This is a genomic window from Jannaschia seosinensis (assembly GCF_001408515.1).
GTDB classification, from domain to species: Bacteria; Pseudomonadota; Alphaproteobacteria; order Rhodobacterales; family Rhodobacteraceae; genus Jannaschia; species Jannaschia seosinensis.
Map to the genome: position 1 here is coordinate 22,740 of NZ_CYPR01000046.1, position 26,970 is coordinate 49,709.

Annotated in this window: 23 protein-coding genes; 8 read left to right on the top strand and 15 right to left on the bottom strand. The window is 67.9% G+C overall.

Annotated elements, in window-relative coordinates; all coding sequences use genetic code 11:
• Nucleotides 1-25 precede the first annotated feature (25 nt).
• Both JSE7799_RS04160 and JSE7799_RS04165 read right to left on the bottom strand, forming a co-directional pair.
• Nucleotides 26-1,357 carry an outer membrane protein assembly factor BamB family protein gene (locus JSE7799_RS04160; RefSeq protein WP_245624797.1) on the bottom strand — a complete coding sequence of 444 codons (1,332 nt, stop codon included), beginning with the start codon at nucleotides 1,355-1,357 and terminating at the stop codon, nucleotides 26-28.
• A 56-nt stretch (nucleotides 1,358-1,413) separates the two neighbouring features.
• On the bottom strand, nucleotides 1,414-2,073 hold the full coding sequence (locus JSE7799_RS04165; RefSeq protein ID WP_055662487.1) for a tetratricopeptide repeat protein: 660 nt from the start codon (nucleotides 2,071-2,073) through the stop codon (nucleotides 1,414-1,416).
• Nucleotides 2,074-2,334: 261 nt separating this feature from the next.
• Between JSE7799_RS04165 and JSE7799_RS04170 the strand changes: the two genes are divergently transcribed.
• Nucleotides 2,335-3,654, top strand: a complete 1,320-nt coding sequence (locus JSE7799_RS04170; RefSeq protein WP_055662488.1) for an efflux RND transporter periplasmic adaptor subunit — start codon at nucleotides 2,335-2,337, stop codon at nucleotides 3,652-3,654.
• Nucleotides 3,651-7,358: an efflux RND transporter permease subunit gene (locus JSE7799_RS04175; protein ID WP_055662489.1), complete on the top strand. Its 3,708-nt coding sequence runs from the start codon at nucleotides 3,651-3,653 to the stop codon at nucleotides 7,356-7,358. The genes JSE7799_RS04170 and JSE7799_RS04175 overlap by 4 nt, the downstream gene beginning before the upstream one ends.
• A gap of 512 nt (nucleotides 7,359-7,870) precedes the next feature.
• Here the strand turns inward: JSE7799_RS04175 and upp are convergent.
• The 6 genes from upp to JSE7799_RS04205 all read right to left on the bottom strand — a co-directional run bounded on the left by upp (nucleotide 7,871) and on the right by JSE7799_RS04205 (nucleotide 12,935).
• Nucleotides 7,871-8,500, bottom strand: coding sequence for a uracil phosphoribosyltransferase (gene upp / locus JSE7799_RS20305; protein WP_055662490.1), 630 nt, complete (start codon nucleotides 8,498-8,500; stop codon nucleotides 7,871-7,873).
• Nucleotides 8,501-9,472 carry an adenosine deaminase gene (locus JSE7799_RS20310; RefSeq protein ID WP_055662491.1) on the bottom strand — a complete coding sequence of 324 codons (972 nt, stop codon included), beginning with the start codon at nucleotides 9,470-9,472 and terminating at the stop codon, nucleotides 8,501-8,503.
• Nucleotides 9,469-10,671 carry a phosphopentomutase gene (locus JSE7799_RS04190; protein ID WP_055662492.1) on the bottom strand — a complete coding sequence of 401 codons (1,203 nt, stop codon included), beginning with the start codon at nucleotides 10,669-10,671 and terminating at the stop codon, nucleotides 9,469-9,471. The genes JSE7799_RS20310 and JSE7799_RS04190 overlap by 4 nt, the downstream gene beginning before the upstream one ends.
• A complete protein-coding gene (locus JSE7799_RS04195; protein ID WP_055662534.1) occupies nucleotides 10,668-11,981 on the bottom strand; it encodes a thymidine phosphorylase in 1,314 nt (437 codons plus the stop codon). Before JSE7799_RS04195 ends, JSE7799_RS04190 begins: the two co-directional genes overlap by 4 nt.
• Entirely contained in the window at nucleotides 11,981-12,370 is a 390-nt protein-coding gene (locus tag JSE7799_RS04200; RefSeq protein ID WP_055662493.1) for a cytidine deaminase, read from the bottom strand. The genes JSE7799_RS04195 and JSE7799_RS04200 overlap by 1 nt, the downstream gene beginning before the upstream one ends.
• A 145-nt stretch (nucleotides 12,371-12,515) precedes the next feature.
• Nucleotides 12,516-12,935 (bottom strand): MBL fold metallo-hydrolase, encoded by a 420-nt coding sequence (locus JSE7799_RS04205; RefSeq protein ID WP_055662494.1) that lies wholly within the window; start codon nucleotides 12,933-12,935, stop codon nucleotides 12,516-12,518.
• Between the two features lie 263 nt (nucleotides 12,936-13,198).
• On the opposite strand from JSE7799_RS04205, the gene gltX reads away from it, so the two are divergent.
• Complete coding sequence (gene gltX / locus JSE7799_RS04210; RefSeq protein WP_055662495.1) at nucleotides 13,199-14,533, top strand: glutamate--tRNA ligase; 1,335 nt, start codon at nucleotides 13,199-13,201, stop codon at nucleotides 14,531-14,533.
• Between the two features lie 132 nt (nucleotides 14,534-14,665).
• Nucleotides 14,666-15,895 carry a bifunctional alpha/beta hydrolase/OsmC family protein gene (locus JSE7799_RS04215; RefSeq protein ID WP_055662496.1) on the top strand — a complete coding sequence of 410 codons (1,230 nt, stop codon included), beginning with the start codon at nucleotides 14,666-14,668 and terminating at the stop codon, nucleotides 15,893-15,895.
• Here the strand turns inward: JSE7799_RS04215 and JSE7799_RS04220 are convergent.
• Together JSE7799_RS04220 and JSE7799_RS04225 are read right to left on the bottom strand one after the other, a co-directional pair.
• A complete protein-coding gene (locus JSE7799_RS04220; protein ID WP_055662497.1) occupies nucleotides 15,892-17,337 on the bottom strand; it encodes a response regulator in 1,446 nt (481 codons plus the stop codon). The two genes, JSE7799_RS04215 and JSE7799_RS04220, sit on opposite strands and share 4 nt — an antisense overlap.
• Nucleotides 17,334-19,220, bottom strand: a complete 1,887-nt coding sequence (locus JSE7799_RS04225; protein ID WP_055662498.1) for an AMP-binding protein — start codon at nucleotides 19,218-19,220, stop codon at nucleotides 17,334-17,336. The genes JSE7799_RS04220 and JSE7799_RS04225 overlap by 4 nt, the downstream gene beginning before the upstream one ends.
• Before the next feature lie 154 nt (nucleotides 19,221-19,374).
• Between JSE7799_RS04225 and JSE7799_RS04230 the strand changes: the two genes are divergently transcribed.
• Genes JSE7799_RS04230 through nthA form a run of 4 tightly spaced genes read left to right on the top strand, consistent with a single transcriptional unit; the run spans nucleotide 19,375 to nucleotide 21,041 of the window.
• Nucleotides 19,375-19,803 carry a protein tyrosine phosphatase family protein gene (locus JSE7799_RS04230; RefSeq protein WP_055662535.1) on the top strand — a complete coding sequence of 143 codons (429 nt, stop codon included), beginning with the start codon at nucleotides 19,375-19,377 and terminating at the stop codon, nucleotides 19,801-19,803.
• Entirely contained in the window at nucleotides 19,800-20,138 is a 339-nt protein-coding gene (locus JSE7799_RS21950; RefSeq protein ID WP_055662499.1) for an SH3-like domain-containing protein, read from the top strand. Before JSE7799_RS04230 ends, JSE7799_RS21950 begins: the two co-directional genes overlap by 4 nt.
• Nucleotides 20,131-20,406, top strand: a complete 276-nt coding sequence (locus JSE7799_RS21955) for an SH3-like domain-containing protein (RefSeq protein ID WP_055662500.1) — start codon at nucleotides 20,131-20,133, stop codon at nucleotides 20,404-20,406. Before JSE7799_RS21950 ends, JSE7799_RS21955 begins: the two co-directional genes overlap by 8 nt.
• The gene (gene nthA, locus JSE7799_RS04245) at nucleotides 20,406-21,041 is read left to right on the top strand and encodes a nitrile hydratase subunit alpha (protein WP_055662501.1); all 636 of its coding nucleotides are present in this window, start codon (nucleotides 20,406-20,408) and stop codon (nucleotides 21,039-21,041) included. Before JSE7799_RS21955 ends, nthA begins: the two co-directional genes overlap by 1 nt.
• A gap of 21 nt (nucleotides 21,042-21,062) precedes the next feature.
• On the opposite strand, the gene JSE7799_RS04250 is transcribed toward nthA, so the two are convergent.
• The 5 genes from JSE7799_RS04250 to JSE7799_RS04270 all read right to left on the bottom strand — a co-directional run bounded on the left by JSE7799_RS04250 (nucleotide 21,063) and on the right by JSE7799_RS04270 (nucleotide 26,969).
• The gene (locus tag JSE7799_RS04250) at nucleotides 21,063-21,947 is read right to left on the bottom strand and encodes an ABC transporter permease (RefSeq protein WP_055662536.1); all 885 of its coding nucleotides are present in this window, start codon (nucleotides 21,945-21,947) and stop codon (nucleotides 21,063-21,065) included.
• Between the two features lie 91 nt (nucleotides 21,948-22,038).
• A complete protein-coding gene (locus tag JSE7799_RS04255; protein ID WP_055662502.1) occupies nucleotides 22,039-23,046 on the bottom strand; it encodes an ABC transporter permease in 1,008 nt (335 codons plus the stop codon).
• A gap of 142 nt (nucleotides 23,047-23,188) precedes the next feature.
• Nucleotides 23,189-24,901: a peptide ABC transporter substrate-binding protein gene (locus JSE7799_RS04260; RefSeq protein ID WP_055662503.1), complete on the bottom strand. Its 1,713-nt coding sequence runs from the start codon at nucleotides 24,899-24,901 to the stop codon at nucleotides 23,189-23,191.
• On the bottom strand, nucleotides 24,898-25,962 hold the full coding sequence (locus JSE7799_RS04265; RefSeq protein ID WP_055662504.1) for an ABC transporter ATP-binding protein: 1,065 nt from the start codon (nucleotides 25,960-25,962) through the stop codon (nucleotides 24,898-24,900). Before JSE7799_RS04265 ends, JSE7799_RS04260 begins: the two co-directional genes overlap by 4 nt.
• Entirely contained in the window at nucleotides 25,959-26,969 is a 1,011-nt protein-coding gene (locus JSE7799_RS04270; protein ID WP_055662505.1) for an ABC transporter ATP-binding protein, read from the bottom strand. Before JSE7799_RS04270 ends, JSE7799_RS04265 begins: the two co-directional genes overlap by 4 nt.
• Nucleotide 26,970: the final 1 nt, after the last annotated feature.

Genomic DNA, 26,970 nt, shown 5'->3' on the forward strand with positions numbered 1-26,970 from the left:
AAACGCGACCTAGCGCATCGGCCCGTCAACGGAAAGCGTGCAACTCTCCGTCGCGCCCCGTGACGTAGAGCGCGTCGCCGAAGGCGATCGGCCGCGAAGCCGCGCCGCCGGGAATTTCCGCCTGCGCGACCGCGACACCGGTCGTCGGGTCGAACCCCCGCAACACACCATCCGACGAGGCGACCCAAAGCCGCCCACCCGCCAGGACGGGTCCGTAATGGGCATGTATCCCTTCGCGCCGGGAGACGCGCGTGTTGCGGTAGAACGGCAAATCCTGACGCCAGATCACGTCGCCCGTCCGCGCGTCGATCCGCAGAAGCTGTGCCCTGTCGGAGACGGCGAAGACGGATCCGCCCGCCACGACCATGGGTGACACGGCACCATCGTTCGTCGTCCAAAGCCGCTCCCCCGAGGCGGCGGCGACCGCGATTATCCTCCCGGCGGAAGTGCCGGCATAGACGACGCCATCCGAGACGACCGGATCCCCGGTGATGTCGCCCACCTCGTTATAGGCCACGCCACGGCGCACGCCCGAAATCGAGGTGCCCCAGACACGCAGGCCGGATTCGCGCAGCGTCGCCACCAGATCGCCGGAACCGAAGGGAAAGATCACCGTGCGGGCGGTAACGGCCGGTGCCGGCGCGGTGGCCATGACCGTCGCGGCGGGAGCGGTCGCGACCTCCCATCGAATACGTCCGTCGGATGCGTCGAGGGCGAAGGCGCGGCCGTCGCGGCTGACCAGATATACGATCCCATCCGCCACCTTGGGCGTGGTGATCGGTGCGTCGACGCGCTGGATCCAGAACGTGCGCCCCGTCGCCGCATCGAGCGCGTGCAACTCGCCGAAGCCGGTCGAAACGTAGACGACGCCGCCGACCGCCGCGAGACCGCCGCCCGACGCCTCGCCCGCGCGCTCCGATCCGGGGACCAGACTGCGCGACCAGAGCGTCGCGCCCGTCACCGACGTCGCCGAGATGCTGGCCAAGGCATCGAGGGTGAAGATGCGGCTTCCGTCGGAGACGGGATCGGCGGTGATGCGCCGGCGCAAAGCGCTGCCGGCACCGATATCGGCCGACCAGACGCGTGCGGGCGCCGGCGACAGGGTCGCGTGACCCGGATCGTTCGTCAGGTTGCCGACCCGCATGGTCCAGTCCGGCAGGCGCCGCGGCGGCGGAAGGGACAGGGCGGGGATGCCGGCGCGGCCCGCATTCTCTCCGGAGGCCGCATCGAGCACGCCGATGCCGCCGGCATTGCCCGCCCGCACGGGAATCCGTTCGCCCGACAGGATCACTTCGGGCTCGCTGCAACCGGCAAGGACAAGCGTTCCGGCGATCGCGATGCTGGCGATCAATCTCATGAAATCTGCCCCCGTCCGGCCCATTCGGGCTCCATCCTCTCGCGTCGGCATGGCGATCAAGCCGGCGCGACTTCTTCCCCGAGGGCGACAATCAACTGCTGCGCACGGCGACGCAAGGCCGGCGTCGTCTCCGCATCCTCCGTCAGCGCGCGCAGGAGCGTCAGCGCGGTGGCCCGGTCTCCGGCCGCGAGAGCGCGGAGCGCCTGCTGCTCCACCGCGAGGGTGCGGTAGGGCGCGCCGGGCGCGGCGAGTTCGTCGAGGATCGCGCCGTCGCGCGCCGCATCGCCGGTGCCCCCGGCCAGCACCACCTTCATGAGCGCAAGATGCCGGTAATTCGCGTCGATGCCGGGCTGGTTGGCCAAGGCCAGCAGTTCCGCGCGCGCGGCTTCCGTATCGCCGTTGCCGGCATTCAGCGCCGCCGTCGCCTCAAGAAACGACAGTACGGCCGCCTGCGACGGCTCGGCCGGCGTGATCCCGGCCAGCGCATCGCGCCGCGCCGCCAGATCGTCCGCGCTCAGCGCAGCCAGCACCGCATCGCCGAAGGCCTGCGCCCGCGCCGCCTCGCGCGAAGCCGACCATTCCGACCAGATCGCTCCGCCGACAAGCAGCAGCACCGCCAGAACCGGCACCCAGCCCCAACGGCGCATCAACCCATAGAGCCGATCGCGGCGGACCTCTTCGTTCACCTCTTCGATGAAACTCTCGCTGTTGGACATTCCAGCTCCCTCCGGATCGGTCGCGGCTGGGTCTTAGCCCAGACCCCGACAGGGGCCAAGCCGCAAAGGCGGATCATCGACGGTTCGACATGCGCGAGGGCTTGGCCGCGCGTTGAAAATTCGCCATCTGGCGTTTACCTCGACCGCGTACTGGGGACTTGTTTTGCTGCTTTGCAGTGACTACAAAGTGAACCACTCGGTTCAGTTTTCGGTCCACTGGGTTGGGCCGCCTCCGCCGTGCCGCCCGAAAGGCCAGAGATCATGCGCTTTTTCCCCGTTCTGACCGCGATACTGGTTTGCGTCGCGCTGTTCTTCGTGGTGCTTCAGCGCGAAGTCCTGTTCGAGCGGGCCGCGATGCTGACGGGTGATATGGACGCGCCCGCCCTCGCCGCGGCCGCGGCCGAGGACGTTCCGGCCGATACGGGGCCGCGCGCGATCGCCACCACCCAGGCGGCCGACAAGGGCGCGGTTCACGTCGTCGCCTTGCGGTCGCAGGCCCAGGACGTACCCGACGCCATCATGGTGCGCGGTCAGACCGAGGCGGCGCGCGAGGTCACGTTGACCGCCGAAACCAGCGGCACCGTGATTTCCAAGCCGATTCGGCGGGGCGCGCTCGTCGAGGAGGGACAGGTTTTGTGCGAGCTCGATCCCGGCACGTCCTTCGCCGATCTGAGCGAGGCGGAGGCCCGTCTCGCGGAGGCCCGCGCGCGCGTTCCCGAAGCGCAGGCCCGCGTACCCGAGGCCGAGGCGCGGCTGGCGGAGGCGCAGGCGCTGCGCGACGAGGCCCGGATCAACCAGAACGCCGCCTCCCGCCTCTCGGAGGAGGGCTTCGCCTCGCAATCCCGTCTCGCCGGTACCGAAGCGGCACTCCGCGCGGCGGAGGCGTCGGTGACATCGGCGCAGGTCGGGCTGGAGACAACGCAGGCAGGCATCGAGTCGGCGCAGGCCGGGATCGAGGCCGCGGCGGCCGCCGTCGAACGTGCGCGCCTCATGATCAGAAAACTGACGATCAAGGCGCCGTTTTCCGGCCTGCTGGAGACGGACACGGCAGAAATTGGCCGGTTGCTTTCTCAGGGTCAGGGCGAATGCGCGACGATCGTGCAACTCGATCCGATCCGGCTCGTGGGATATCTGCCGGAAGCGCAGGTCGACGATGTCCGCGTCGGGGCCGCCGCGCGGGCGCAACTCGCGTCCGGTCGGGAAGTCGTGGGCGAAGTGACGTTCGTCAGCCGCGCCGCAGACGAGTTGACCCGGACCTTCCGCGTCGATGTGACCGTGCCGAACGCCGATCTTTCGATCCGCGACGGCCAGACCGCCGAGATCATCATCGCGACCGAACCGACGGAGGCGCATCTGGTGCCGGCCTCGGCGCTGACGCTGGACGATGACGGGCGGCTCGGCGTCCGCGTGGTCGACGACGGCATCGCCGGGTTCGCACCCGTCGAGCTGATCCGCGACACGGTGGATGGCGTCCTGCTGGGTGGACTGCCGGAGAATGTCGCGATCATCACAGTCGGGCAGGAATACGTCACCGCCGGCGTTCCGGTGCGCGTCACCTACCAGTCGGAGATCGGCCAATGACCGGAATCATCGACTGGGCCGCATCGCGGGCCCGGATGGTTCTGGCCTTCGTGGTCCTGTCCATCGTGGCGGGCACGGCGGCCTACATCTCGCTTCCCAAGGAGGGCGAGCCCGACATCGACATCCCGGGCATCTTCGTCTCGGTCCCCTTCCCCGGCATCTCCGCCTCCGATGCGGAAAAGCTGCTCGTCAAGCCGATGGAGACCCGCCTGAAGGAGCTCGACGGCCTCAAGGAGATGACGGCCACCGCGGCGGAAGGGTTCGCGGGCCTGTTCCTCGAATTCGAGTTCGGCTGGAACAAGTCCGCCACGATCGCCGACGTGCGCGACAAGATGAGCCAGGCCGAGGCCGAGTTTCCCGCCGGGGCGGAGCAATACCTGATCGAGGAAATCAACTTCTCCGAGTTCCCGATCCTCATCGTGTCGCTGTCGGGCACGGCGCCCGAGCGGACGCTCTTGCGGCTGGCCAGCGACCTGCAGGACCGCCTGGAGGCGATGCCGCCGATCCTCGAGGCCGGTCTCGCCGGTCACCGCGACGAGATGCTGGAGGTGCTGATCGACCCGCTCGCGCTCGAGGCCTACAACGTCACGGCCGGAGAGCTTTCGAACGTCATCACCAACAACAACCTGCTCGTGGCGACCGGATCGGTCGAAACCGCGTCGGGCGCGTTTCCTGTCAAGATCCCGGCATCGTTCGACGGGCCGCAAGATGTCTATGAACTGCCGGTCAAGACCGACGGTGACCGGATCATCACGCTGGGCGACCTTGCGACGATCAACCTGACCTTCGAGGACCGCGAGGGCACGGCACGCTACAATGGCGAGACGACGGTCGCCCTACAGGTCATCAAGCGGAAGGGCTTCAACATCATCGAGACTGCGCAGGACGTGCGCGAGGAGGTCGCGGCCGAGGTCGCATCCTGGCCCGAGGAATTGCGCCAGGCGGTGAACGTGCAGGTCACGCTGGACCAGTCGCGGACCGTCCGCTCGATGGTCAGTCAGCTCGAGGGATCGGTCCTCACCGCCATCGCACTGGTGATGATCGTGGTTCTGGCCGCGCTTGGCACGCGCTCGGCCCTTCTGGTGGGTTTCGCCATCCCGACCTCGTTCCTGCTCAGCTTCGCGATCATGGCGGTCGTCGGGATCACCATCTCGAACATCGTGATGTTCGGGCTGATCCTTGCGGTCGGGATGCTGGTGGATGGCGCAATCGTCGTCGTCGAATATGCCGACAAGCGCATCCAGGAGGGCACGGGTCCGATGCGCGCCTATACCGAGGCTGCCAAGCGGATGTTCTGGCCGGTCATCTCGTCCACGGCGACGACGCTTTGCGCGTTTCTGCCGATGCTGTTCTGGCCCGGCGTCGCGGGGGAGTTCATGGGCAACCTGCCCGTGACGCTGATCTTCGTCCTGTCCGCCTCGCTGGTCGTGGCGCTGGTCTATCTGCCGGTGCTCGGCGGTGTGGCCGGCCGGATCAGCCGCCTGTTCGCGACCGGGTCCGGCTGGCTTCGCCGGCATTTCCCGTGGTGGGTGCGGGCCGCGTTCACCTTCGCATCGGCTTGGTTGATGATCGTGGCCATCCTTCAGACGCTCAACCCGCGCTATCTGCTGCCGGACGGGGCACCCGCAGCGCCGGTTTTCGGCCCGCTCCTCTTCGTGGCCGCCGCGGGGCTGCTTTCCACCACGCTCGGCTCGGTGACGTTCGCGCGGCGCGAACGCCGGGTCCGCTCGGGTTATCGGCGGTCGGCCTTCGGACGTCTGGTCAACCTGATCGTCGGCAACCCGGTCGGGCCGGTCGTGGCCGTGGTCGCCGTCGGCTTCGCGGTCGTCGCGACCTTCACGACCTTCGCGGCGCACAACAACGGTGTGGAATTCTTCGTCGAAAGCGAGCTTGAGCAGGCGAACATCTATGTCCGCGCGCGCGGCAATCTTTCGCTGCAGGAGAAGGATGCGCTCCTCGCCCGGGCGGAACGCATCGTGCTCGAGACGCCGGGCATCCAGTCGGCCTTCGCCTTCGCCGGCGATGGCGGCCTGAACACCAGCGGGCCGAGCGGCGGCGGCGCGCCCGGCGACACGATCGGGCAGGTCCAGATCGAGATGGTGCCTTGGGAGGAGCGGCCGACCGTCGCCGTGCCGTGGTTCGATATGTTCGGCATCACGGTGACCACGCAACGCGTCGATCCGGCCTTCGATGGTGACGAGATTGCCGAGAACGTCCTGGCCCGTCTGCGCGACCTGCCGGGGATCCAGGTCGATCTGTCGGCCCAGGATCGCGGCCCCACCTCGGGCAAGCCGGTCCATCTGCGCCTGCGCGGCGACGATTGGGAGGAGCTTCTGGCGGCGACGGCCAGGATGACCGATGTCTTCGAGGCCACGCCCGGTCTCATCGACGTGGAGAACAGCCTGCCCCTGCCCGGCATCGACTGGGAGATCGACGTCGATGTCGAGAAAGCCGGACGTTTCGGCGCCGACGTCGCGACGGTCGGCGCGATGGTGCAGCTCGTCACGCGCGGCATCCTGCTCGACACGATGCGCGTGCCCAGCTCCGACGACGAGATCGACATCCGTGTGCGCCTGCCGGAGGAAGACCGCGTTCTGTCGACTCTCGATTCGCTAAAGGTGCGGACTATCGACGGCCTGATCCCGCTGGCGAACTTCATCACGCGCAAGCCTGTCCCGCAACTCGCGCAGATCGACCGCATCGACGGGGAGCGGTTCTTCGATATCAAGGCCGACGTGGCCGGCGATCTCGTCAAGCTGACCGATGCCGATGGGGCGGTGCAGGGGCTCGTGCCGGCGGCCGAGGCGGAGGGGTCGGACGACACCGCCATCCCCGTCACCGCGAACGAGCGGATCGCCGTGCTGACCGAAGTGATCGAGGCGGGCGATTACCTGCCCGAGTCCGTGGGCTGGGAATGGACCGGCGATCAGGAGGAGCAGGCCGAGAGCCAGGCCTTCCTGCAGACCGCATTCATGGGGGCGCTCATGCTGATGTTTATCATCCTGCTGGCGCAGTTCAATTCGGTGTACAACTCGATCCTGGTCCTTCTCGCCGTGGTTCTGTCGACGACAGGCGTTCTGATCGGAATGCTGGTCATGGATCAGGCCTTCTCAATCATCATGACAGGAACCGGCATCGTCGCGCTCGCAGGAATCGTGGTGAACAACAACATCGTGCTGATCGACACCTATCAAGAATACAGCCAATACATGCCGCAGCTGGAGGCGATCACCCGCACCGCCGAGGACCGCATCCGACCCGTTCTGCTGACGACTTTGACGACGATGGCGGGCCTCGCGCCGATGATGTTCGGCCTGTCGCTCGACTTTATCGGCGGGGGATATTCGATCGGATCGCCGACGGCCCTGTGGTGGACGCAGCTCGCGACCGCCGTGGTCTGGGGGCTGGGCGTGGCCACGGTACTGACCTTGATCTTCACACCCGCGATGCTGGCTGGGCGGGTCTGGGTCGCGGCCTACGTCCAGGCGCTCGGTCGTCTGCTCGGCCGCCTCGGCATGGGGCGTAGCAGCCGCTACGCCGAGGACTGGGCCCTGCGGCGCCAGGTGCGCCAAGTGCGCAACCCCCTCCTGCTGTGGACGGAGGAGGAGATGTCGGGGGTCGGTCCCGCTCGGCCAAATGGCGCCGAGGCCGAAGACGCTCTCGCGAACGAGCCCTTCCGTCCGCCCCTGCGGGCGGCGGAGTAATCAGCCAGACGCCTACGTTCATTCCGGCGCCGCTGATCCGACGATCTTGGATGCGCAGAAAGCAGGCATTTCGCAACAATTCCGGTGGTCACTCCGGAATGTTGCAACCGCAGCATTGATCGCGGTGCATTGCAGATACAGAACAAGCTTATCGAAGCGGCACGGTTATCCTCCTCCCGGCCCGCCGCTTCGCAGAACCGGATCGGCCTCGCTCTTCTCCTCCCTCGGAGCGAGGCCGTATTTCCACCTCAATTCAGTCAAGAATCGTTCATGATTTCCTGCGATAGGAAGGCATCTTCATCCGCTTCCGGACCGTTCCGATGATCCAGCCATCCCAGCCTCAGCAACCCGCCACCCCAGCCCCCGCACCGATCCAGCGAAAGCCCCGACCGGTACGTTTCATCGACTGGGCGTCGATCTAAGGCTGCCGGCCACCCCGACCTCGACGCCATGCGCGGTCGGGGTGTCCCCATACTGACCGGATACGTTTGGCGAAACTGCGCGCCACGCGCTTATTTTGTGCCGAACATCCGGTCGCCGGCATCCCCGAGGCCGGGCACGATATAGCCGTTCTCGTTGAGACGCTCGTCGAGGGCGGCGGTCACGATGGGCACATCGGGATGCGCCTCCTTCATCCGCGCTACCCCCTCTGGCGCGGCGAGCAGGCAGAGAAAGCGGATGTTCGTCGCGCCCTTGGCCTTGAGCAAATCGACCGCCGCCGCGGACGAATTGCCGGTGGCGAGCATGGGATCGACCGCGATCACCAGCCGGTCCTCAAGCTGCTCCGGCGCCTTGAAGTAGTACTGCACAGGTTGCAGCGTTTCCTCGTCGCGGTAGAGGCCGACAAAACCCACGCGCGCCGAGGGGACCAGTTCGAGGATACCGTCCAGCAGCCCGTTCCCCGCACGCAGGATCGAGACCAGCGCCATCTTGCGTCCCGCCAGTGTCGGCGCGTCCATCGGCTGGACCGGTGTGTCGATCCGCTTGGTCGTCATCGGAAGCTCGCGCGTGACCTCGTAGGCCAGAAGCTGACTGATCTCGCGCAGAAGCTGGCGGAACACGGCCGTCGAAGTGTCGCGGTCGCGCATCAGCGTCAGCTTGTGCTGCACCAGCGGGTGCGTGACGATGGTCAGGTGGTCCATTCAGGCCTCATCAAGTCGGTCGAGAAGCATCCTGCGCGTTGCGGCGTCGCAGAAGGCCGCCTCCGCAGCGTTGCGGTTGATCTCACGGAAGGTGGCATCGTCCCAGGCGAAGGCACGGGCGAGGGCAGCATATTCGGCATCCATGTCTGTATGGAAGAAGGGCGGATCGTCCGTCGAGACCGTCACCTTCACGCCCCGTTCGCGCAGGGTCTCGATCGGGTGGGACGCGATGTCGGCATAGACCCCGAGCGCCACGTTCGAGCCGGGATTGACCTCGAGCACGATCCCCTCCTCCGCCAGCCGCCGAACCAGCGCGGGATCCTCGATCGCCCGCACACCGTGGCCGATTCTCGTCACGCGCAGGTCGTCGAGCACGGCGCGCACGCTTTCCGGCCCGCCGAATTCACCCGCATGCGCCGTCAAACCGAGCCCGGCCTCGTGCGCCATGTCGAAGGCAGGGGCGAAGTCCCGCGGATGAAGCAGCCCCTCGTTCCCCGCCAGACCGAACCCGGTGACGAAATCCCCCGCGGTCTCGACGGCGCAACGGGCGGTCTCCAGCGCCTTCTCCGGCCCGAAATGGCGGATCGCGGTGACGACGCCGCGCATCTCGATCCCGGGCACCTGTGCCGCCCCGGCTTCGATCGCGGCGAGGTAATCCCGCCACGCGCCCACATCCCGCCCGCCGCAGAAGTCGGGGCTGAGGAAGGCTTCGGTATAGATCACGCCGTGGGCCGCCGATTGCTCCAGCACCGCACGGGTTAGCCGCTCGTAATCCTCCGGCTCGCGCAGCACCTGCGTCGCGACCTCGTAGGCGGCCAGAAAGCCCGGAAAATCCTCATACGCATAGGCCCCGGCGGCATCGAACAGGCCGACCTGATCGACACCCTTTTCGGCTGCCATCTTGCGGATCAGGGCGGATGGCGCACCGCCCTCCAGATGCAGGTGCAACTCGATCTTGGGCGACCAGGTCACAGGAAGCTCCGCCCCGGCCCGACCGGCGCCAGCCCCAGATATGCGCAGACCGACGCGCCGACATCCGCGAAGGCCAGCAGCCCCGCTTCGCCCGCCATTCCGGCGCAGAGCACCGGCACCCGTTCCCGCGTGTGGTCGGACCCCCGCCATGTCGGATCGTTTCCGTGATCGGCGGTGAAGATCATCAGATCGCCGGGCCGCATCACCTCGAGGATTGGCGGCAGCGCGGCGTCGAACCATTCCAGGTGCCGCGCATAGCCCGACACGTCGCGGCGGTGACCGTGAATGCTGTCGAACTCCACGAAATTGGCAAAGGTGAGCGAGCCGTCGGGCATGTCGCGCACCGCGTCGGCCAGATGCCGCATCAGCATGTCGTCCGGCCCCTTCGCCGACGTATCGATCCCCTTCATCGAGAAGATGTCCCCGATCTTGCCGATCCCGTGCACCTTGCGCCCCGCCTCCTGCGCCGCATCCAGCATCGTCGGCGCGGGGGGCGTGATCGCGAAATCGCGGCGGTTCGACGTGCGGGTCCAGTTCCCGTCCGAGCCCACGAAGGGGCGCGCAATGACGCGGCCCACCTTCATCGCATGCAACGTCGGCGCGACCGCCTCGCAAAGCGCAAGCAGACGGTCGAGCCCGAAGCGCTCTTCATGCGCGGCGATCTGGAATACGCTGTCGACGGAGGTGTAGCAGATCGGCCAACCGGTCCGCAGATGCGCCTCCGCCTCCTCCTCGATGATGAGCGTGCCCGACGCGTGCCGGTTCCCCAAGATGCCCTCCGTGCCCGCGGCGGCGCAGACTTTGGCCACCAGATCGGGCGAAAAGCAGGGCTCCGTCTTCGGGAAGTAGTGCCATTCCCAAGGCACCGGCAGGCCCGCCAGCTCCCAATGGCCCGAAGGCGTATCCTTGCCGAGGCTGATCTCCGTCGCGGCGCCCCAGAGCCCCTTCGGCGTCGCGTCGAGCCCCGGTGTCGCCGCGCCCGACGCCAACCGGATCGCCGCACCCAGCCCCAGCGCGTCGAGATGCGGCAGGCGAAGCGACCCCGACCGCCCCTCCTCCGCAAGGCCCGCGGCGCAGGCCTGCGCGATATGTCCGAGCGTGTTGGCTCCGGCATCGCCGAACGCCTCGGCATCCGGCGCGCCACCGCATCCGACGGAGTCGAGAACGACGACGAAGGTGCGGCGCGGCGTGGTATTCATCGGAGCGTCTCCTGAACCAGTTGGGGCGGCGTGACGGCGCCACTCTCCATCTCCATCGCATGCGCGACACGCTCCGCCGCTTCCGCGGCCGCCTCGCCGTCGGCGGCATGGACACGGGCAAGCGGCTGGCCTTCGGTGATCACCGCGCCAAGCTGCGCAAGGTGGCTGAGACCGACGGTCGGGTCGATGCGGTCATCCTCGCGCCGCCGCCCGCCGCCAAGATCGACCACGATCTCGCCCAGCGCCCGCGCATCGATCCGCGCCATGACCCCCGGCCGGTCGGCGCGCAATTCCGCCACGACCGGCGCGGCCGGCAACCTGTCGCGCCAGCGTTCGGGAAAATCCGTCGGCCCGCCCTGCGCCGCGATCATACGTCCGAACACCTCCGCCGCGGCGCCGGAGGTCAGCGCCATTTCGATCCGGGCGGAGCCCTCGTCGGCATCCGCAACCATCCCCGCCAGCGCAAGCGCCTCGCCCCCGAGCGCCCGGGCCAGCGTCACGAGCCGCAGGGAGCGCCGCGCGCGCGGCTCCGTCAAAGCCTCCATCGCGGCAATGACCTCCAGCGCGTTGCCTGCGGCGGTCGCGGCAGGCTGGCTCATGTCGGTCAGAATGGCCGAGGTCATCACCCCGTTCGCCTGCCCCGTCTCGACCAGCGCGGCGGCCAACGCGCGCGCCGCCTCCGGATCCGCCATGAAGGCGCCGGAGCCGGTCTTGACGTCGAGCACCAGCGCCTCGATCCCCTCGGCAAGCTTCTTCGACAGGATCGATGCCACGATCAGATCGAGGCTCTCGACCGTCCCGGTGACGTCGCGCACCGCATAGAGGCGGCGATCGGCCGGCGCGATATCCGCCGTGGCCCCGACAATCGCGCAGCCGACCCTGCGCACGACGTCCTGCAACTCGTCGGTCTGCATCTCGACGCGCAGGCCCGGAATGGCCGACAGCTTGTCGAGCGTCCCGCCCGTATGGCCCAGACCACGCCCCGAGATCATCGGCACGTAAGCCCCGCAGGCCGCCAGCGCCGGCGCGAGAACCAGCGACACGCAATCGCCGACGCCGCCGGTCGAGTGCTTGTCGATGACCGGTCCCGGCAGGTCCCATTCCAGCACCTCGCCTCCGTCGCGCATCGCGCGGGTCAGGGCCGCGCGGCCGGCGGGCGTCAGCGGCGTGTGGCAGATCCCCATGGCAAAGGCTCCGGCTTGAGCATCCGAAACAGACCCCTCGGCCAGCCCCTCGGCGAAGTCGGACAGCCGCTTCGGCCCCGGCGCCTCGCCCCGACGCAGGCGGGCCAGCGTATCGCGCGGACTGATCACGCCATATGCCCCGCATCGAACGCACCCGGCAGCAGGGCGGCGATCGTCGTGCGCATCTCCTCCCCCGAGGCGGTCGCGATCGTCACCGGCACATCGCCCGCACCGAACTCCGCCAGCTTCTGACGGCAACCACCGCAGGGCGGAACGGGGCTGGGCGATCCAGCCACGACATAGACCTCGGCCAGCCGTGTCTCACCCGCGGCAATCATGGCGGCGATGGCGCCCGCCTCGGCACAGGTGCCCTCGGGATAGGCGGCGTTCTCGACATTGCAGCCGCGATGGATCGCGCCCGAAGCCGTGCGGATTGCGGCTCCCACCAAAAAGCCGGAATAAGGCGCATAGGCGTTTTCGCGCACAGCAAGCGCGGCATCACGCAGATCGCTCATCGAAGCCTCCGGTCCTGGGTGCAAGGATCCGCTCCTGATTGGCGTCCGCCGCTCTCGGATGCAACCCCTGCCCCGGCGGCCGACACGCCCGCCGAACAACGATACGACAACCGAGCGAACGACCTACCGGACACGAAGCCGCCTCTCACGAACTGACGCACGTGGCCCGCGCCCGCCCTCTTCTGGCCAGAAATACCTCGAAAAGCGCGAGGCGACTGGAAATCGGCACCACGTTCGCCTCGCAGGCTTTTGGCACGATTGCGGCCCGGCAATCGAATTCCGGCCGCCCGGTCATGTGTCCGGCGTTTGCAAAGGTGGGGGAGCCGTCGCAGATCAAGTCGCGTACACGATCTGGATGCACATGGTTGATGACGACGGGCGTCACATCGCACGGCGCGTGCCCCGCCGCATTGATCGCGCGACTCATGCCCGCCGCATCGAGCCCCGTGTCGAACAGGACCAGCTCATCCTCAATGGCGACCAGCGCGGGCGGGAAGACGAACTGCGCGACGCAGGTCGGAAGGAACGCCTCTTGGCTAGCTTGCGCAAAGGTCTGGGAGTCCATGCCCCCCATGTCGCCCAGTGCGACACCCCGAGCAGTCGGCCGGCCCGGTTCATCCGCATGTGCAGCGGCGCGCGCAACGGACAGTTCCGAGGACAGGAAACGCCGCGGAGATACGCGTGTCGCAATAGATGACGTCTCCCAAGGCAACTTCCATAAAATACGCCTACGAACCTAGCGCAGACCCCGCGACCAACGAGAACCAGGTCCCAAGCCTTGCCTCGCCCCGGTCCCGGTGGCACATCGCCCGGCAAAGGAGCTTTCCGATGCCCGACACCAAGACCGTCACTCGCTTCGCCCCCTCGCCCACGGGGCACATCCATGTGGGGAACCTGCGAACGGCGCTGATGAACTGGATCATCGCGCGCAAGGCGGGCGGCACGTTCATCCTGCGGCTCGACGATACCGACCCGGACCGGTCCCGCGATGAATATGCCGATGCGATCCGCGAGGATCTCGAATGGCTTGGCCTGACTTGGGACCGTGAGGAACGGCAATCCCTGCGCCTCGACCGCTATGCGGCGGCGGCGGACAAGATGCGCGCGGATGGCCGTCTCTACGAAGCGTTCGAGACGCCGACGGAGCTGGACCTCAAGCGCAAGAAGCAGCTTAACATGGGCCGCCCGCCCGTCTACGACCGCGCCGCACTGGAACTGTCGGATGCCGACCGCGACCGTCTGCGCGCCGAGCGGGGCGGCCACTGGCGCTTCAAGCTAGATCAGGAGCGGATCGAGTGGAATGACGGCATCCTCGGCGAGCTGTCGATCGATGCGGCCTCGGTTTCCGATCCGGTGCTGATCCGGGGCGACGGCCAGGTGCTCTACACGCTCGCCTCGGTTGTGGACGACACCGAGATGGGCGTGACGGATGTGGTGCGTGGCTCCGATCACGTCACCAACACCGCCACGCAGATCCAGATCATCGACGCGCTCGGCGGAACGCCACCGGCCTTCGCGCACCATTCCCTCCTGACCGGTCCGCAGGGCGAGAGCCTGTCGAAGCGGCTGGGCACCCTGTCCCTGCGCGACCTGCGCGCCTCGGGGATCGAACCGATGGCGCTCCTGTCGCTGATGGCGCGCCTCGGCTCCAGCCAGCCGGTGGAGCTGCGCAGCTCGCTCGACGAGATCGTCGAAGGTTTCGACCTGTCGCAATTCGGTTCGGCCCCGACCAAGTTCGACGTGGCCGACCTGCGGCCGATGACGGCGAACCACCTGCAATCCCTGCCGCTTTCGGCTGTCGAAGACGACCTCGCCGCGATCGGCGTGCCCGAGACGGAGCGGGCGCGTGTCTGGAACGTCGTGCGCGACAATATCGGCAGCCGCGCCGAAATCGCGGATTGGTGGCGCCTGATGACCGAAGGTGCCGAGCCGGAGATCGGCGAGGAGGACCGGGCCTTCGTGGAGGATGCGCTGACGCGCCTTCCGGACATGCCCTGGACCGCGGAGAGCTGGTCCACCTGGACCTCGGCGGTCAAGGAGGCGTCGGGCCGCAAGGGCAAGGCGCTGTTCAAACCGCTGCGCGCCGCGCTGACGGGCCGCGACGCGGGCCCCGATATGGGCGACCTGATGCCGCTGATGCGCGCCCGGCCTCGGTTGCGCTGACGCCCCCCCGCGGACCGGACGACGGATGCCGCGCACTTCGCGCCGGGTCACGCCCGCGTGACGCCAGGGTTCGGCACCTTGTCCCGACCGCCCCGCCGGGCCCATCTTGGCTGCAACAGACAGGATGATCCGATGCCCACCGAACGCTTCACCTTCCGCGGCCATGACGGCCATGACCTCGCCGCCCGGCTGGACCTGCCCGATGGGCCGCATGTGGCGACTGCGCTGTTTGCGCATTGCTTTACCTGCGGCAAGGATATCGCCGCCGCCCGCCGCATCGCCGCACGGCTGGCGGGAATGGGCTTTGCCGTCCTGCGCTTCGATTTCACCGGGCTGGGCCATTCCGGCGGGGAGTTCGAGAACACGTCCTTCTCGTCCAACGTCGCCGACATCGTCCACGCCGCGGATGCGTTGAAGGCGCGCGGGCTGCCGGTCGATCTGCTTGTCGGCCATTCGCTCGGGGGCGCAGCCGTTCTGCGCGCGGCGCACGAGGTTCCGACGGCGCGGGCCGTGGCCACCATCGCCGCACCCTTCGATCCGGAGCATGTGACCCACAACTTCGAAGGCGCCCTTGACGACATCGCACGCAACGGCGTTGCGGAAGTGACGCTCGCCGGTCGCAAGATCCGGATCGGTCAGGGCTTCGTCGAGGACGTCTCCGACACAGGGATGCGCGACGCGATCGCCTCGCTGAAACCCGCCCTCCTGGTCCTTCACGCCCCGCGCGACGCGCTGGTGAGCATCGACAACGCCACACGGATTTTCCTCGCCGCGATGCATCCCAAGAGCTTCGTGACTCTCGACGATGCCGACCACCTCGTCAGCCGGGCCGCCGACGCGGAATACGTCGCCGAGGTCATCGCGGCCTGGGTGGGGCGCTACATCGACCTGCCCCGTCCCGCGCCGCCCGTGGGCGCCCCGGAAGGCGTGACCCGCGTGACCGAAGCGGATCCGGCGGGGTTCGCGCAGGATGTGATCTCCGGGGGCGGCAAGCATCATCTGGTCGCGGACGAGCCGGAATCCTATGGCGGAACCGATCGCGGCCCGTCCCCCTATCAGCTTATGGCCGCAGCGCTCGGTGCATGCACGTCGATGACGTTGCGGATGTATGCGCGGCGCAAGGGCTGGCCTCTTTCGGGCATCTTCGTCGATGTCACGCATGACCGCATGCATGCGCAGGACGCCCCGTCGCCGGGGACGGAGCGGATCGACCGCTTCCGCCGGGAGATCACGCTGGACGGCCCGCTGGACGATGCGCAGCGCGACCGGCTGCGGGAGATCGCCGACCGCTGTCCCGTCCACCGGACGCTGGAAACCGGCGCGCAGGTAGAGACGGTGCTGCGCCAGCCTGCCTCCGCCTAATTCGCTTCGTCGAGGAAGGCGCGCAGCGTCTCCAGCCGTTCGAGACATTTCTGTGCCGCTTCGACGATTGCCTCGTCCGGCGCATCGGGCGGCATTACGTTGACACGCCGGGCCGCCTCCTGCGTCGGCAGGGCACCGATCGCGGCGGCCAGCGACAATAGAACGTGGGCCTCGTTCCGGATCGCCGCCGGTTCCGCCTTGGCGACAGCGGCCTGCATCCGCTGCGTCACGTCGGCCAGATCGCTGCGGATACCGGAAAGAAGGTCCGCCCCCGTCTCCGGCCCGGCTGTCGCCATCAGATCGGACAGGGTGACCGCCGACAAGGCCGGCGCCGCCTCGGGGCGCCAAGCCTCGGAATCCGGCGCGGCGTCGAGGTAATGCCGCACCGCCTTGCCGAACTCGTTCGCGTTTCCGATCGGCTTGGTCAGGATGCCCTCGGCTCCGGCCTCCGTGATCTCGTCGCGGCAATCGCGCAGCGCATGCGCGGTCAGCGCCACCAGCGCGGTCGGCGGCGCCACGCCGCGCGCCTGACGCAGCCGCTCCGCCCGAAGCACCTCAAGCCCGCCGAGCGTCGGCATCTCCACGTCGATCAGCGCAAGATCGAACCGCTCCCGCGCGAGCCAGTTCAACGCCTCGATCCCGTCGCGCGCCATCCTGCATTCGGCCCCGAAGCCTCGGAGGATCGCCTCGATCAGGGTCCGCACGGTATCGGAATCCTCGGCCACGAGGATGCGGCTGCCGGTCAGGCTCGGCACCTCGCGCAGTGCGGCCTCCCCGTCCCAAACCGAACGCGGCACGGTCAGGGTGACCCGCGCGCCCTGCCCCCCCTCCGTCTCCCGAAGGTTCTCCACGAGGAGAGCCGCCCCCATGGCGCGCGCATGAGCAGCGGCGATATGCAGGCCCAGACCGTCGGCCCCGCCCTCGCCCCGCCCGGCAAACAGGTCGCGCGTCTGCGCCAGCAATTCGGGCGGAAACCCGCCCCCGTCATCGGTGACGCAGAAGGCCAGCGTTCCGTCGCCGTGAACTTCTGCTGCGAGAACGACCGACGATCCGCCGGAATGACAGACCGCGTTGCTCATCAGGTTGGCAAGGATACGGCGCAGTTGCAGCAGGTCGAGCCGGGCCGTCCGCGGCAGGTCGGACGGGCAATGCAGGTCCACCCCGATGCCCGCATCCGCCGCCGCACCGCGCCAGCGCCGCGCCTCGTCCTGAAGGAATACGCGCAGGTCCAGCGCTTCGTCCGGCCGCTCCGGGGCCCGCGCCGTGTCCTGAAGCAGCTCGCCGATCAGTTCGATGAGCAAATCCGAAGCCGCCATCGCCCGATCGAGCTGCATCCGCGCGCGGCCGGGCAGGTCTTCGCGTCCGATCAGGCGCAACCCTCCCGACACATCCGAAAGCGCGGACCGGATGTCATGCGCGAGGTGCCGATGCCCGTCGTTCAACGCGGATAGCCGAGCCGGCCGAGCGCCACCCCGATCTCGTCGAGGACGACCGGGTCATCGATCGTGGCCGGCATCTTCCACGTCTCGCCATCCGCGATCTTGGCCATCGTGGCGCGCAGGATCTTACCCGACCGGGTCTTGGGAAGGCGGTCGACGACCATCGCCGCCTTGAACGCCGCGACCGGCCCGATCTGGTCGCGCACGAGGGCCACGCATTCCGCGACCACCTCCGCCTCGGGTCGGTCGACACCCTTGGTCAGGCACAGGAACCCCATCGGCACCTGCCCCTTCAACGGATCGGCCGCGCCGATGACCGCGCATTCCGCCACGTCGGGATGGGTCGCCAGAACCTCCTCCATCGCGCCGGTCGACAGGCGGTGACCGGCGACGTTGATGACATCGTCCGTCCGCGCCATGATCCAGAGGTAGCCGTCCTCGTCCAGCATCCCCGCATCGCCCGTCGCGTAATAGCCCGGAAACGCATCGAGGTAGCTTGTCCGGAACCGCTCCGGCGCATTCCACAGCGTCGGGAACGTGCCCGGCGGCAGCGGCAGCTTCACCACGATCGCGCCCAGCGTCCCGGGCGGCAGTTCCTGTCCCCCCTCGTCGAGCACCCGCACGTTCCAGCCGGGCATCGGCACCGAAGGCGATCCGATCTTGATCGGCAGCCGCTCCAGCGAGACGGGGTTGGCGGCAATCGGGAAACCGGTCTCGGTCTGCCACCAATGGTCGATCACCGGCTTGCCCGTCACCTTTCCGATCCACTCCACCGTGTCCGGATCGGCCCGTTCCCCGGCGAGGAAGATGTTGCGCAGCTTCGACAGGTCGTGGCCCGCCATCTGCTTCGCCTCCGGATCCTCGCGCCGCACCGCCCGGAATGCCGTGGGCGCGGTGAAGAAGCTGACGACGTCGTGATCGGCGATCACCCGCCAGAAGGTGGACGCATCGGGCGTGCCGACAGGCTTGCCCTCGAATACGACGCTGGTGCAGCCGTGGATGAGCGGCGCGTAACAGATGTAGCTGTGGCCCACGACCCAGCCCACGTCCGACGCGGCCCAGAAAACCTCGCCCGGCTTGGCATCGTAGATGTTGGCCATCGTCCAGTCGAGCGCCACGAGATGCCCCGCCGTCGGCCGCACGACGCCCTTGGGCGCGCCGGTCGTGCCGGATGTATAGAGGATATAGGCCGGGTGATCGCCCCGCACCGGGATGCAATCCACCGGCTCCGCCGCCGCGACGGCCTCGTGCCAATCGACATCGCGCGGGCCCATCTCGGCGCGCGCCTGCTCGCGCTGCAGGATCAGACAGAAATCGGGCGCGTGTTCCGCCTGCGCCAGCGCATCGTCGAGCAGCGGCTTGTAGGCCACCACCCGCGACGGCTCGATCCCGCAGGAACCGGCCAGCACCGCCTTCGGACGCGCGTCGTCGATCCGCACGGCCAGCTCATGCGCCGCGAAACCGCCGAACACGACCGAATGGATGGCCCCGATCCGCGCACAGGCCAGCATCGCCTCGACCGCCTCGGGTACCATCGGCATGTAGATGATCACCCGGTCGCCCACGCCCACGCCCCGCGCCGCCATCGCGCCGGCCAACCTCGCCACACGGTCCTGAAGCTCCGCATAGGTGATCCGCGTGACCGACCCGGTGACCGGGCTGTCATGGATCAGCGCCAGCCGCTCTCCGTGGCCGGCGGCGACATGACGGTCCACCGCGTTCCAGCACCCGTTGACCTGCGCGTCGCAGAACCATTCCTGCACCGGCCCGCCCTGGTCGCAGAGCGCCTGCGTCGGCGCGACCTCCCAATCGATCGCCTGCGCCTGCTCCATCCAGAACCCTTCCGGATCCCGCGCCGCGCGCTCCCATTCTTCCTTCCAGCCCATGACGCCTCCCCCGCATCGCTTGCCGAAGCTTAGGGAGCGCGGCTCCGCGCGGCAAGCCGGACGGTCGATCGTCGTCGCCCGCAGATAACGGTCGCTTTACCTTCGCCGGTCCCGCGGGCATCCTGCGCCCGGAAACGACCCGTGAGCATGCATGATGGACCTTCGCCAGCTTGACGAGACGACCTACGCCGCGCCGCAACTTGACCCCGAGGATATGGCCGCGCTTGCCGCGGACGGGGTGACCACGCTGATCTGCAACCGCCCGGATGCGGAGGTACCGCCGTCGCAACGCGCGGCGGCGATGCAGCAGGCGGCCGAAGCAGCCGGGATCGCCTTTGTCTTCAATCCAGTCACGATGCCCGCTCTGACGATGGAGGCGGTGGAGGAGCAGGCCGAGGCCATCGACAACGCAGACGGCAAGGTCGTGGCCTATTGCGCCTCGGGCACGCGGTCCACGGTGCTCTGGGCGCTGGCCTCTGCGGGACAGATCCCGACCGACGACATCCTCGCGGCGACGGCACGGGCGGGCTACCCGCTCGACAAGCTGCGCCCGCAGATCGAAGCGCTGGAGGCGGCGCGATGAGCGACAGCCCGGGCAACCGCTGGCACGACATGGGCGGGGATGTCGCCGGCCCGGTGCCCGGCGACGACCACGACTTCGCCCTTTGGGAAAAGCGGGTTGATGCGCTGGTCATCCTCGCCGGCCTCAAGGGCGTCTTCACCGTCGACGGCCTGCGCCGCGTGCTTGAGGATATGGGCGAGGAGGCGTTCGAAACCTTGACCTATTACGAACGATGGGTCGCCGCGCTGAACCAGAACATGCTGGAGACCGGGATTTACTCCGTCGCCGAGCTCGGCGAGCGGATGGAGGCAGTTCGCGCCCGTGGCACCACCTATGCCGAGGCGGCGGATGGATAACCTCGCCCCCGGCACCTCGGTCCGCGTCCGCGCCATGCGCCCGCCGGGTCACGTGCGCACGCCGGGCTACCTGCGCGGCCGGATCGGCATCGTGGAGCGCGCCCTCGGCCCGTTCCCCAACCCCGAACAACTCGCCTACGGGCATGCCGCCGCCCGTCTGCCCCTCTACCGCGTCCGCTTTCGCATGGGCGATCTGTGGCCGTCCACTGAGACGCCGGACGACACGCTCGACGCCGAGATCTACGCTCATTGGCTGGAGCCGCTTTGATGCCGCACGACCACCACGACCACCTCAGCCCGTCGGGCCACCCTTACCGGCCCGATCAGGATACCGGCCTCACCGATTGGCAGGTCATGGAGATCGCGATCCGCGAATTGATGATCGAGAAGGAGATCGTCACCGCCGCCGAGGTCCAGAACCAGATCGACGCCATGGATGCCCGCTCCCCCGCGCAAGGCGCCGCGCTCGTCGCTCGGGCCTGGACCGATCCCGCCTTCCGCGACCGCCTGCTAACTGATGGGTCGGCGGCCTGCGCGGAGATGGGGTTCGATGTCGGGCCGATGCGCCTGATCGCGGTCGAGAACACCGACAGCATCCACAACGTCGTCGTCTGCACGCTCTGCTCCTGCTACCCGCGCAACCTGCTGGGCCTGCCGCCCGACTGGTACAAGTCGCGCGCCTATCGCAGCCGCACCGTCCGCGAGCCGCGGCGTGTCCTGTCGGAATTCGGCCTCGACCTGCCCGCCGACGTGACCGTGCGCGTGCACGACTCGACCGCCGACATGCGCTATATCGTGGTGCCCGCACGCCCCGAGGGGACGTCCGGCATGGACGAGGCGGCGCTTGCGGCGCTGGTCACGCGCGACAGCATGATCGGCGTGGGGATTGCGAAAGCGGGCTGAGAGCCGCGCCGTCCCGCCCCCTCAGCGCCCCCGGATTCGCGGGTCCAAAGCATCGCGCAGGCCGTCACCCACATAGTTGATCGACAGGACCACGAGGCTGATCGCGAGGCCCGGCCAGAAGGCGCGTCCGGGATAGAGCTCCAGATAGGACACCCCGTCGTTCAAAAGCCGGCCCCATGTTGGAAAGTCGGGCGGAAACCCGAGGCCGAGGAAGGACAGCGCCGATTCCGTGATAATTGCCGTGGCGATGCCCAGCGTCGCGGAAACCATGATCGGCGAGAGGATGTTCGGCAGGACATGGCGCGTCACGATCCGGCGCGACGGCGTCCCGGTGGCGCGCGCGGCCAGCACGAACTCCCGCTCTTTCAACGCAAGCACGTCGCCCCGCACGATCCGCGCGGTCTGCATCCACGACGTGATCCCGATGGCGGAGACGATGAGGATGAATATCCCGGTCTCGATCCCGAAAGCGGCCGTCAGAGGCTCCCGGAACAAGAGCACCATGACCAGAAGGAGCGGCAGCAGCGGCAGCGCGAGGAACAGGTCCGTGAACCGCATCAGCGGCCCGTCGAGCCGCCGGAAATACCCCGCCATCACGCCGATCAGCGTCCCTAGCACGAGGCTCAGCGCCATCGCCGTCAGCCCCACGGCCAGAGAGATCCGTCCGCCCTGCATCACCCGTGCGAAGATGTCCCGGCCGAGTTGATCGGTGCCCAGCGGATGCACGAGGCTGATGCCCTGATTGCGCGAACGGATATCCGTCTCGGTCGGGTCGAGCGGCCAGATCATCGGGCCGATCACGACCATCAGCACGATGGCAAGGAACACCGCCGCCCCCGCCAGCGCGCCCTTGTGGCTGCTGAATTGGTCCCAGACGTCCCACCACTGGCTGCGCGCGCGGGTCATCAGGATCGGCTCTGCCCCGGCGACGGGGGCGGATGCGGCGACCGTACCGAATTCGGAGCCGATGGCGGTGCCCGGCGCGCGGGCGTCGTGTTCAGTCATAGCGAATCCTCGGGTCGAGCATCCCGTAAAGGACGTCGGCGATCAGGTTGAACAGCACGATCAGCACCGCGAAGATGAAGGTCAGCGTCTGCACCATCGGCAGGTCGTTGGCCTGGATCGCGGTGATCAGGAGTTGCCCGATCCCGTTCACCTTGAACACCTGCTCGGTGATGATCGCACCGCCGAAGATCGACGGCACGCCGAGCGCGATGACCGTGACCACCGGGATCATCGAGTTGCGCAGCACGTGGACCAGCACGACCGTATTTTCGCGGAGGCCCTTGGCGCGGGCGGTGCGGACATAGTCCTGGTTGAGGTTGTCGAGCATCGAGGCCCGCATGAAGCGCGACAGCTGCGACGTGATCTGCAGCGCGAGGACCATCACCGGCAGGAACATCTGCCGGACCTGCATCCCGAACGCCTCCCAGGAATTCACCTCCAGCGTCGTGTCGTAGATCGACGGGAACCACCGCAGCTGCACCGCGAAGATGAGGATCACGAGAACCCCCGAGAAGAAGGGCGGGACCGAAAAGCCCACCATCGTCACGAACGTCCCCGCCTGATCGAAGATCGAATACTGGCGATAGGCCGAATAGATGCCCACCGGGATCGCGATCAGGATGGCGACGACATAGGCCGTGCCAACCACCCAGAGTGTCTGGGGAATGCGCTCCGCGATGGCGATGAAGACCGGCGCGCGGTTCTGCCAGGAGATGATCCGCAGCTTGCCCTCGGCGAAGCCGGTCCCGAACAGCGCGTCGAAGACGTTGAGCGGCTCGATCCAGAAGAACTGGATGATCCACTTCCAGAAGCGGATATGCATCGGCTCGCCCAGGCCCAGAGCGACACGCATCTGCTCCTTCACCTCGGAGGGCACGGTCAGCGGCACGTTCGCCATGGGGTCGCCGGGCGCCAGCTCCAGCAGAAGGAAGATCACCAGCGCGATGAACAGAAGCGTCGGGATCGCGAAGAGCAATCGCCGGATCGTGAAGGTCAGCATGGGCCATCCTGTTGCGGGGGTGGCGTGGCAGGTCGTGGTGGGTTTCCACCGGTCCCGCCGACCATCGGTCGGGGCGAGTGGAAACCCACCGCGGGGGCGCGGCGGGATCGGGGACGGCGCGGACGCCGCCCCCGGCTTCGGATCATTCGCTGATGCGGTACCAGTCGGCGGCGTTCCACAACTCGCTGTCCCAGACGTTCAGCTTGACGCCGCCCAGGTCGTTGGCGTGCGCCGACAGACGGCCGCGGTGAACCAGCGGGATCATCCCGCCGTTCTGGACGTACATGTCGTTGAGCGCCTTGGCGATCGACTGGCGGGCCAGCGGATCTGCGGTTTCCGCCAGCTCGTTCCAGAGCGCGTCATACTCCTCCATGCAGAAGCGGGAGATGTTCTCGCCCTGCCACTGGGTCTCGGGCCGCGGAGCCTTGTCGCACAGGCCGTTGGCCAGATAGGCCTGCGGATCGGTGCCGTTGAAGGTGTTGGCGTACATCTCGACATCGGCATAGAACTTCTGGAACGTGTCGGGCGACCCCGCATCGCCGCCGAAGAAGACCGACGAGTTGACGTTGCGAAGCTCGACCGCGAAGCCGATCTCCTCCCACCATTCCTTGATCAGCGCCTGGAAGTCCTGACGCACGGCGTTGGTCGAGCTCTGGTAGAGGATGCGCAGTTCCACGCCGTCCTTCTCGCGCACGCCGTCGCCGTCGGTATCGACCCAGCCGGCCTGCTCCAGCATCTGCTTGGCGCCTTCGAGGTCCTGCTCGTCGCAGGTCATTGAGGTGGAGGAATAAATCTCCGGGGCGGGCACCCAGTTGCAGGTCACGCGGCCTGCCTGCCCATAGCCGATCTCGACCAGAAGCGGCCGGTCGATCGCCATCGACATCGCGTTATAGACCGCCGGCTCACCGAGGAACGGATGCGGACGGATGACCGAACGCTCCTCCGGAGGCAGGGACGGATCGGGGTTGGTGTTGTTGAGCATGATACGCTCGAGCAGCGGGCCGAAACCCGCGACGGCCTGACCCTGCCCGCCCGCTTCCATCCGCGCGATCACGTCGGGGGCAAGCTGCAGGTTCCAGGCGTAATCGAACTCGCCCGTCTGCATCACCGCGCGACCGGCCGCATCGGCATCGCCGCCGCCCTTGAAGTTCACGCTGGCGAAGGCCGGCTTGCCTTCCTCACGAAAGTTGGGGTTGGCCGAGAGCGAGATCACGTCGTTCGTGCGGAACTCGTCCACGACGAAGGGGCCGGTGCCGATCGGGTTGAAGTTCTCCTCGGTGCAGGACGACGCGGCCGCGCCGACGCAATTCTCGAACTGGGCCTTCTGCAGGATCGGGCTCTCTCCGCCGGTGAAGGCGGTATAGGGATAGGGCTTCGGCTCGGCGAAGTTGACGACGACGGTATGTTCGTCCGGGGTCTCGACGCTTTCGATGCCTTCAAACTTTGTGATCTGCGCACAGCCGCCTTCGGGGTGGGTGCAGTATTCGTAGGTGAACTTGACGTCTTCGGCCGTGAAGGGCGTGCCGTCCGACCACACGACGTCATCGCGCAGCTTCCACGTGATCTGCTTGAGATCCTCGGAGACGCCGCCATTCTCGACGGTGGGAACCTCCGTGGCCAGCCAGGGCTGGATCGCACCGGTTTCGTCGAAACGGGCCAGCGGCTCGACGATCAGGCTCGCCGCCTCGACATCCTTGGTGCCGCCCGACAGGAACGGGTTCAGGGTCGAGGGCGCCTGCCAGTAGATGATGTTGACCTCGCCGTCGCGGCCGCGCTCGCCCATATGGGCTTCGGCCAGCGCCGTGGCCGGCACCAGGGCCGCCGCGGACGCCATCAGGGCGTGTGAGAGTTTCATCGGGTTCCTCCGTGTTGAGTGCGTGTCGCTTCGGGCGCGGTTGGCTCCGCGCTCTCGCTGTGTTCGGGGCCATATCGGGGGTCGTTCAGGTGGCACGCCGCGAAATGGCCCGGCCGTACCTCGCGGAAGGCCGGGTCGATCCGGTGGCAGACCTCCATCACCTTCGGGCAGCGGGTGCAGAAGTTGCAGCCCGCCGGCGGGTTTGCGGGGCTCGGCACGTCCCCCTTGAGCACGATGCGCTCGCGCTTGCGTCCCGCCATGGCCGGGTCCGGCTCCGGCACCGCCGAAAGCAGCGCCTCCGTGTAAGGATGCAGCGGCTCGTCATACAGCGCATCCCGCGGCGCCAGCTCGACCACCTTGCCCAGATACATCACGGCCACCCGGTCGGCGATATGGCGCACCATCGACAGGTCATGGCTGATGAACAGGTAGGTCAGCCCCAGCTCGTCCTGCAGCTCCTCCAGAAGGTTCACCACCTGCGCCTGGATCGACACGTCGAGCGCGGCGATCGGCTCGTCGCAGACGATGAACTTGGGCTTGAGCGCCAGCGCGCGGGCAATGCCGATCCGCTGCCGCTGCCCGCCGGAGAATTCGTGCGGATAGCGGTTCAGGAACGCGCGGTTGAGCCCGACCTGATCCATCAGCTCCTCGACACGCGCGCGCTTCTTCTTGCGCGGCCAGTCGGTATGCTCGTCCAGCGGCTCGCCGATGATGGCGCCGACGGTCATGCGGGGGTTCAGACAGGCCTGCGGATCCTGGAACACCATCTGCATCGTTGTCCGCATCCGGCGCAGACTGCCTTGGCTTTCGGTCCCGATGGCGCGTCCGTCCACCACGACCTCGCCCGACGTCAGGTCGTAGAGCCGCAGCACCGCCCGCCCGCAGGTGGACTTGCCGCAGCCCGACTCTCCCACGAGACCCAGCGTCTCGCCCTCGTAGATATCAAAGGTCACCCCATCGACGGCCTTCACCGCGCCCGTCTGACGCCGGAGCAGGCCGGAATGGATCGGGAAGTGCATCTTCAGGTCGCGCACCTCGACCAGCGGACGCTGCGCGTTCATGCCACCGCCTCCTTGGCCGTATGGGCAAGCGGATGGAAGCAGGCGACGTCGTGGTTCGGCGCCACCACCTCGCGCAGCGGGTTCTCCGCATGGCACCGGTCGAAGGCCAGCGGACAGCGGTCGCGGAACGGACAGGCCGACGGCGCCGCGCCCAGCATCGGCGGCTGCCCCTCGATCACCTGAAGCTTGTCGGCCCGCGCCCCCGTCACCGTCGGAATCGTCCGGAGCAGCGCGCGGGTGTAAGGGTGACGCGGATCGTTGAAGAGCGGATGGACCGGCGCATGCTCCACCACCTGCCCGCCATACATCACCATGACGCGGTCGGCGATGCCGGCGACGACGCCCAGATCGTGCGTGATCCAGACGATCGCCATGCCGAGACGGGCACGCAGATCCTCCACGATCTCGAGGATCTGGGCCTGGATCGTGACGTCGAGCGCCGTCGTCGGCTCGTCCGCGATCAGCACCTTCGGGTCGCAGGCCAGCGCGATGGCAATCATCACCCGCTGCCGCATGCCGCCCGAAAACTGGTGCGGATAATCCGACAGCCGCCCGCGCGCGCCGGGTATCCCCACCAGCTCCAGCAGCTCGACCGCCCGTTCGCGCGCCTGACGCTTGTTGAGCCCCATGTGACGGCGGATCGGCTCGATGATCTGGAAACCGACGGTGAAGACCGGGTTGAGCGACGTCATCGGGTCCTGAAAGATGAACCCGACCTCGCCGCCGCGCACGTCGCGCAGCCGCGCCGGGCTGACCTTGAGCAGATCCTCCCCGTCGAGAAGCACCTCGCCCCCGCGCACCTCGGCGGGCGGCATCGGCAACAGACCGACCAGCGACATCATGGTCACGGACTTGCCGGACCCGCTCTCTCCCACGACGCCGAGCAACTCCCCCGGCTTCACATCGAAGCTCACCGAGTTGACGGCATGCACCTCGCCGCCGCGCGTCTGAAATACGGTGCGAAGGTCGCGGACCTCCAGCACCGGTCTGGCGTCGCCTGCCGGCATT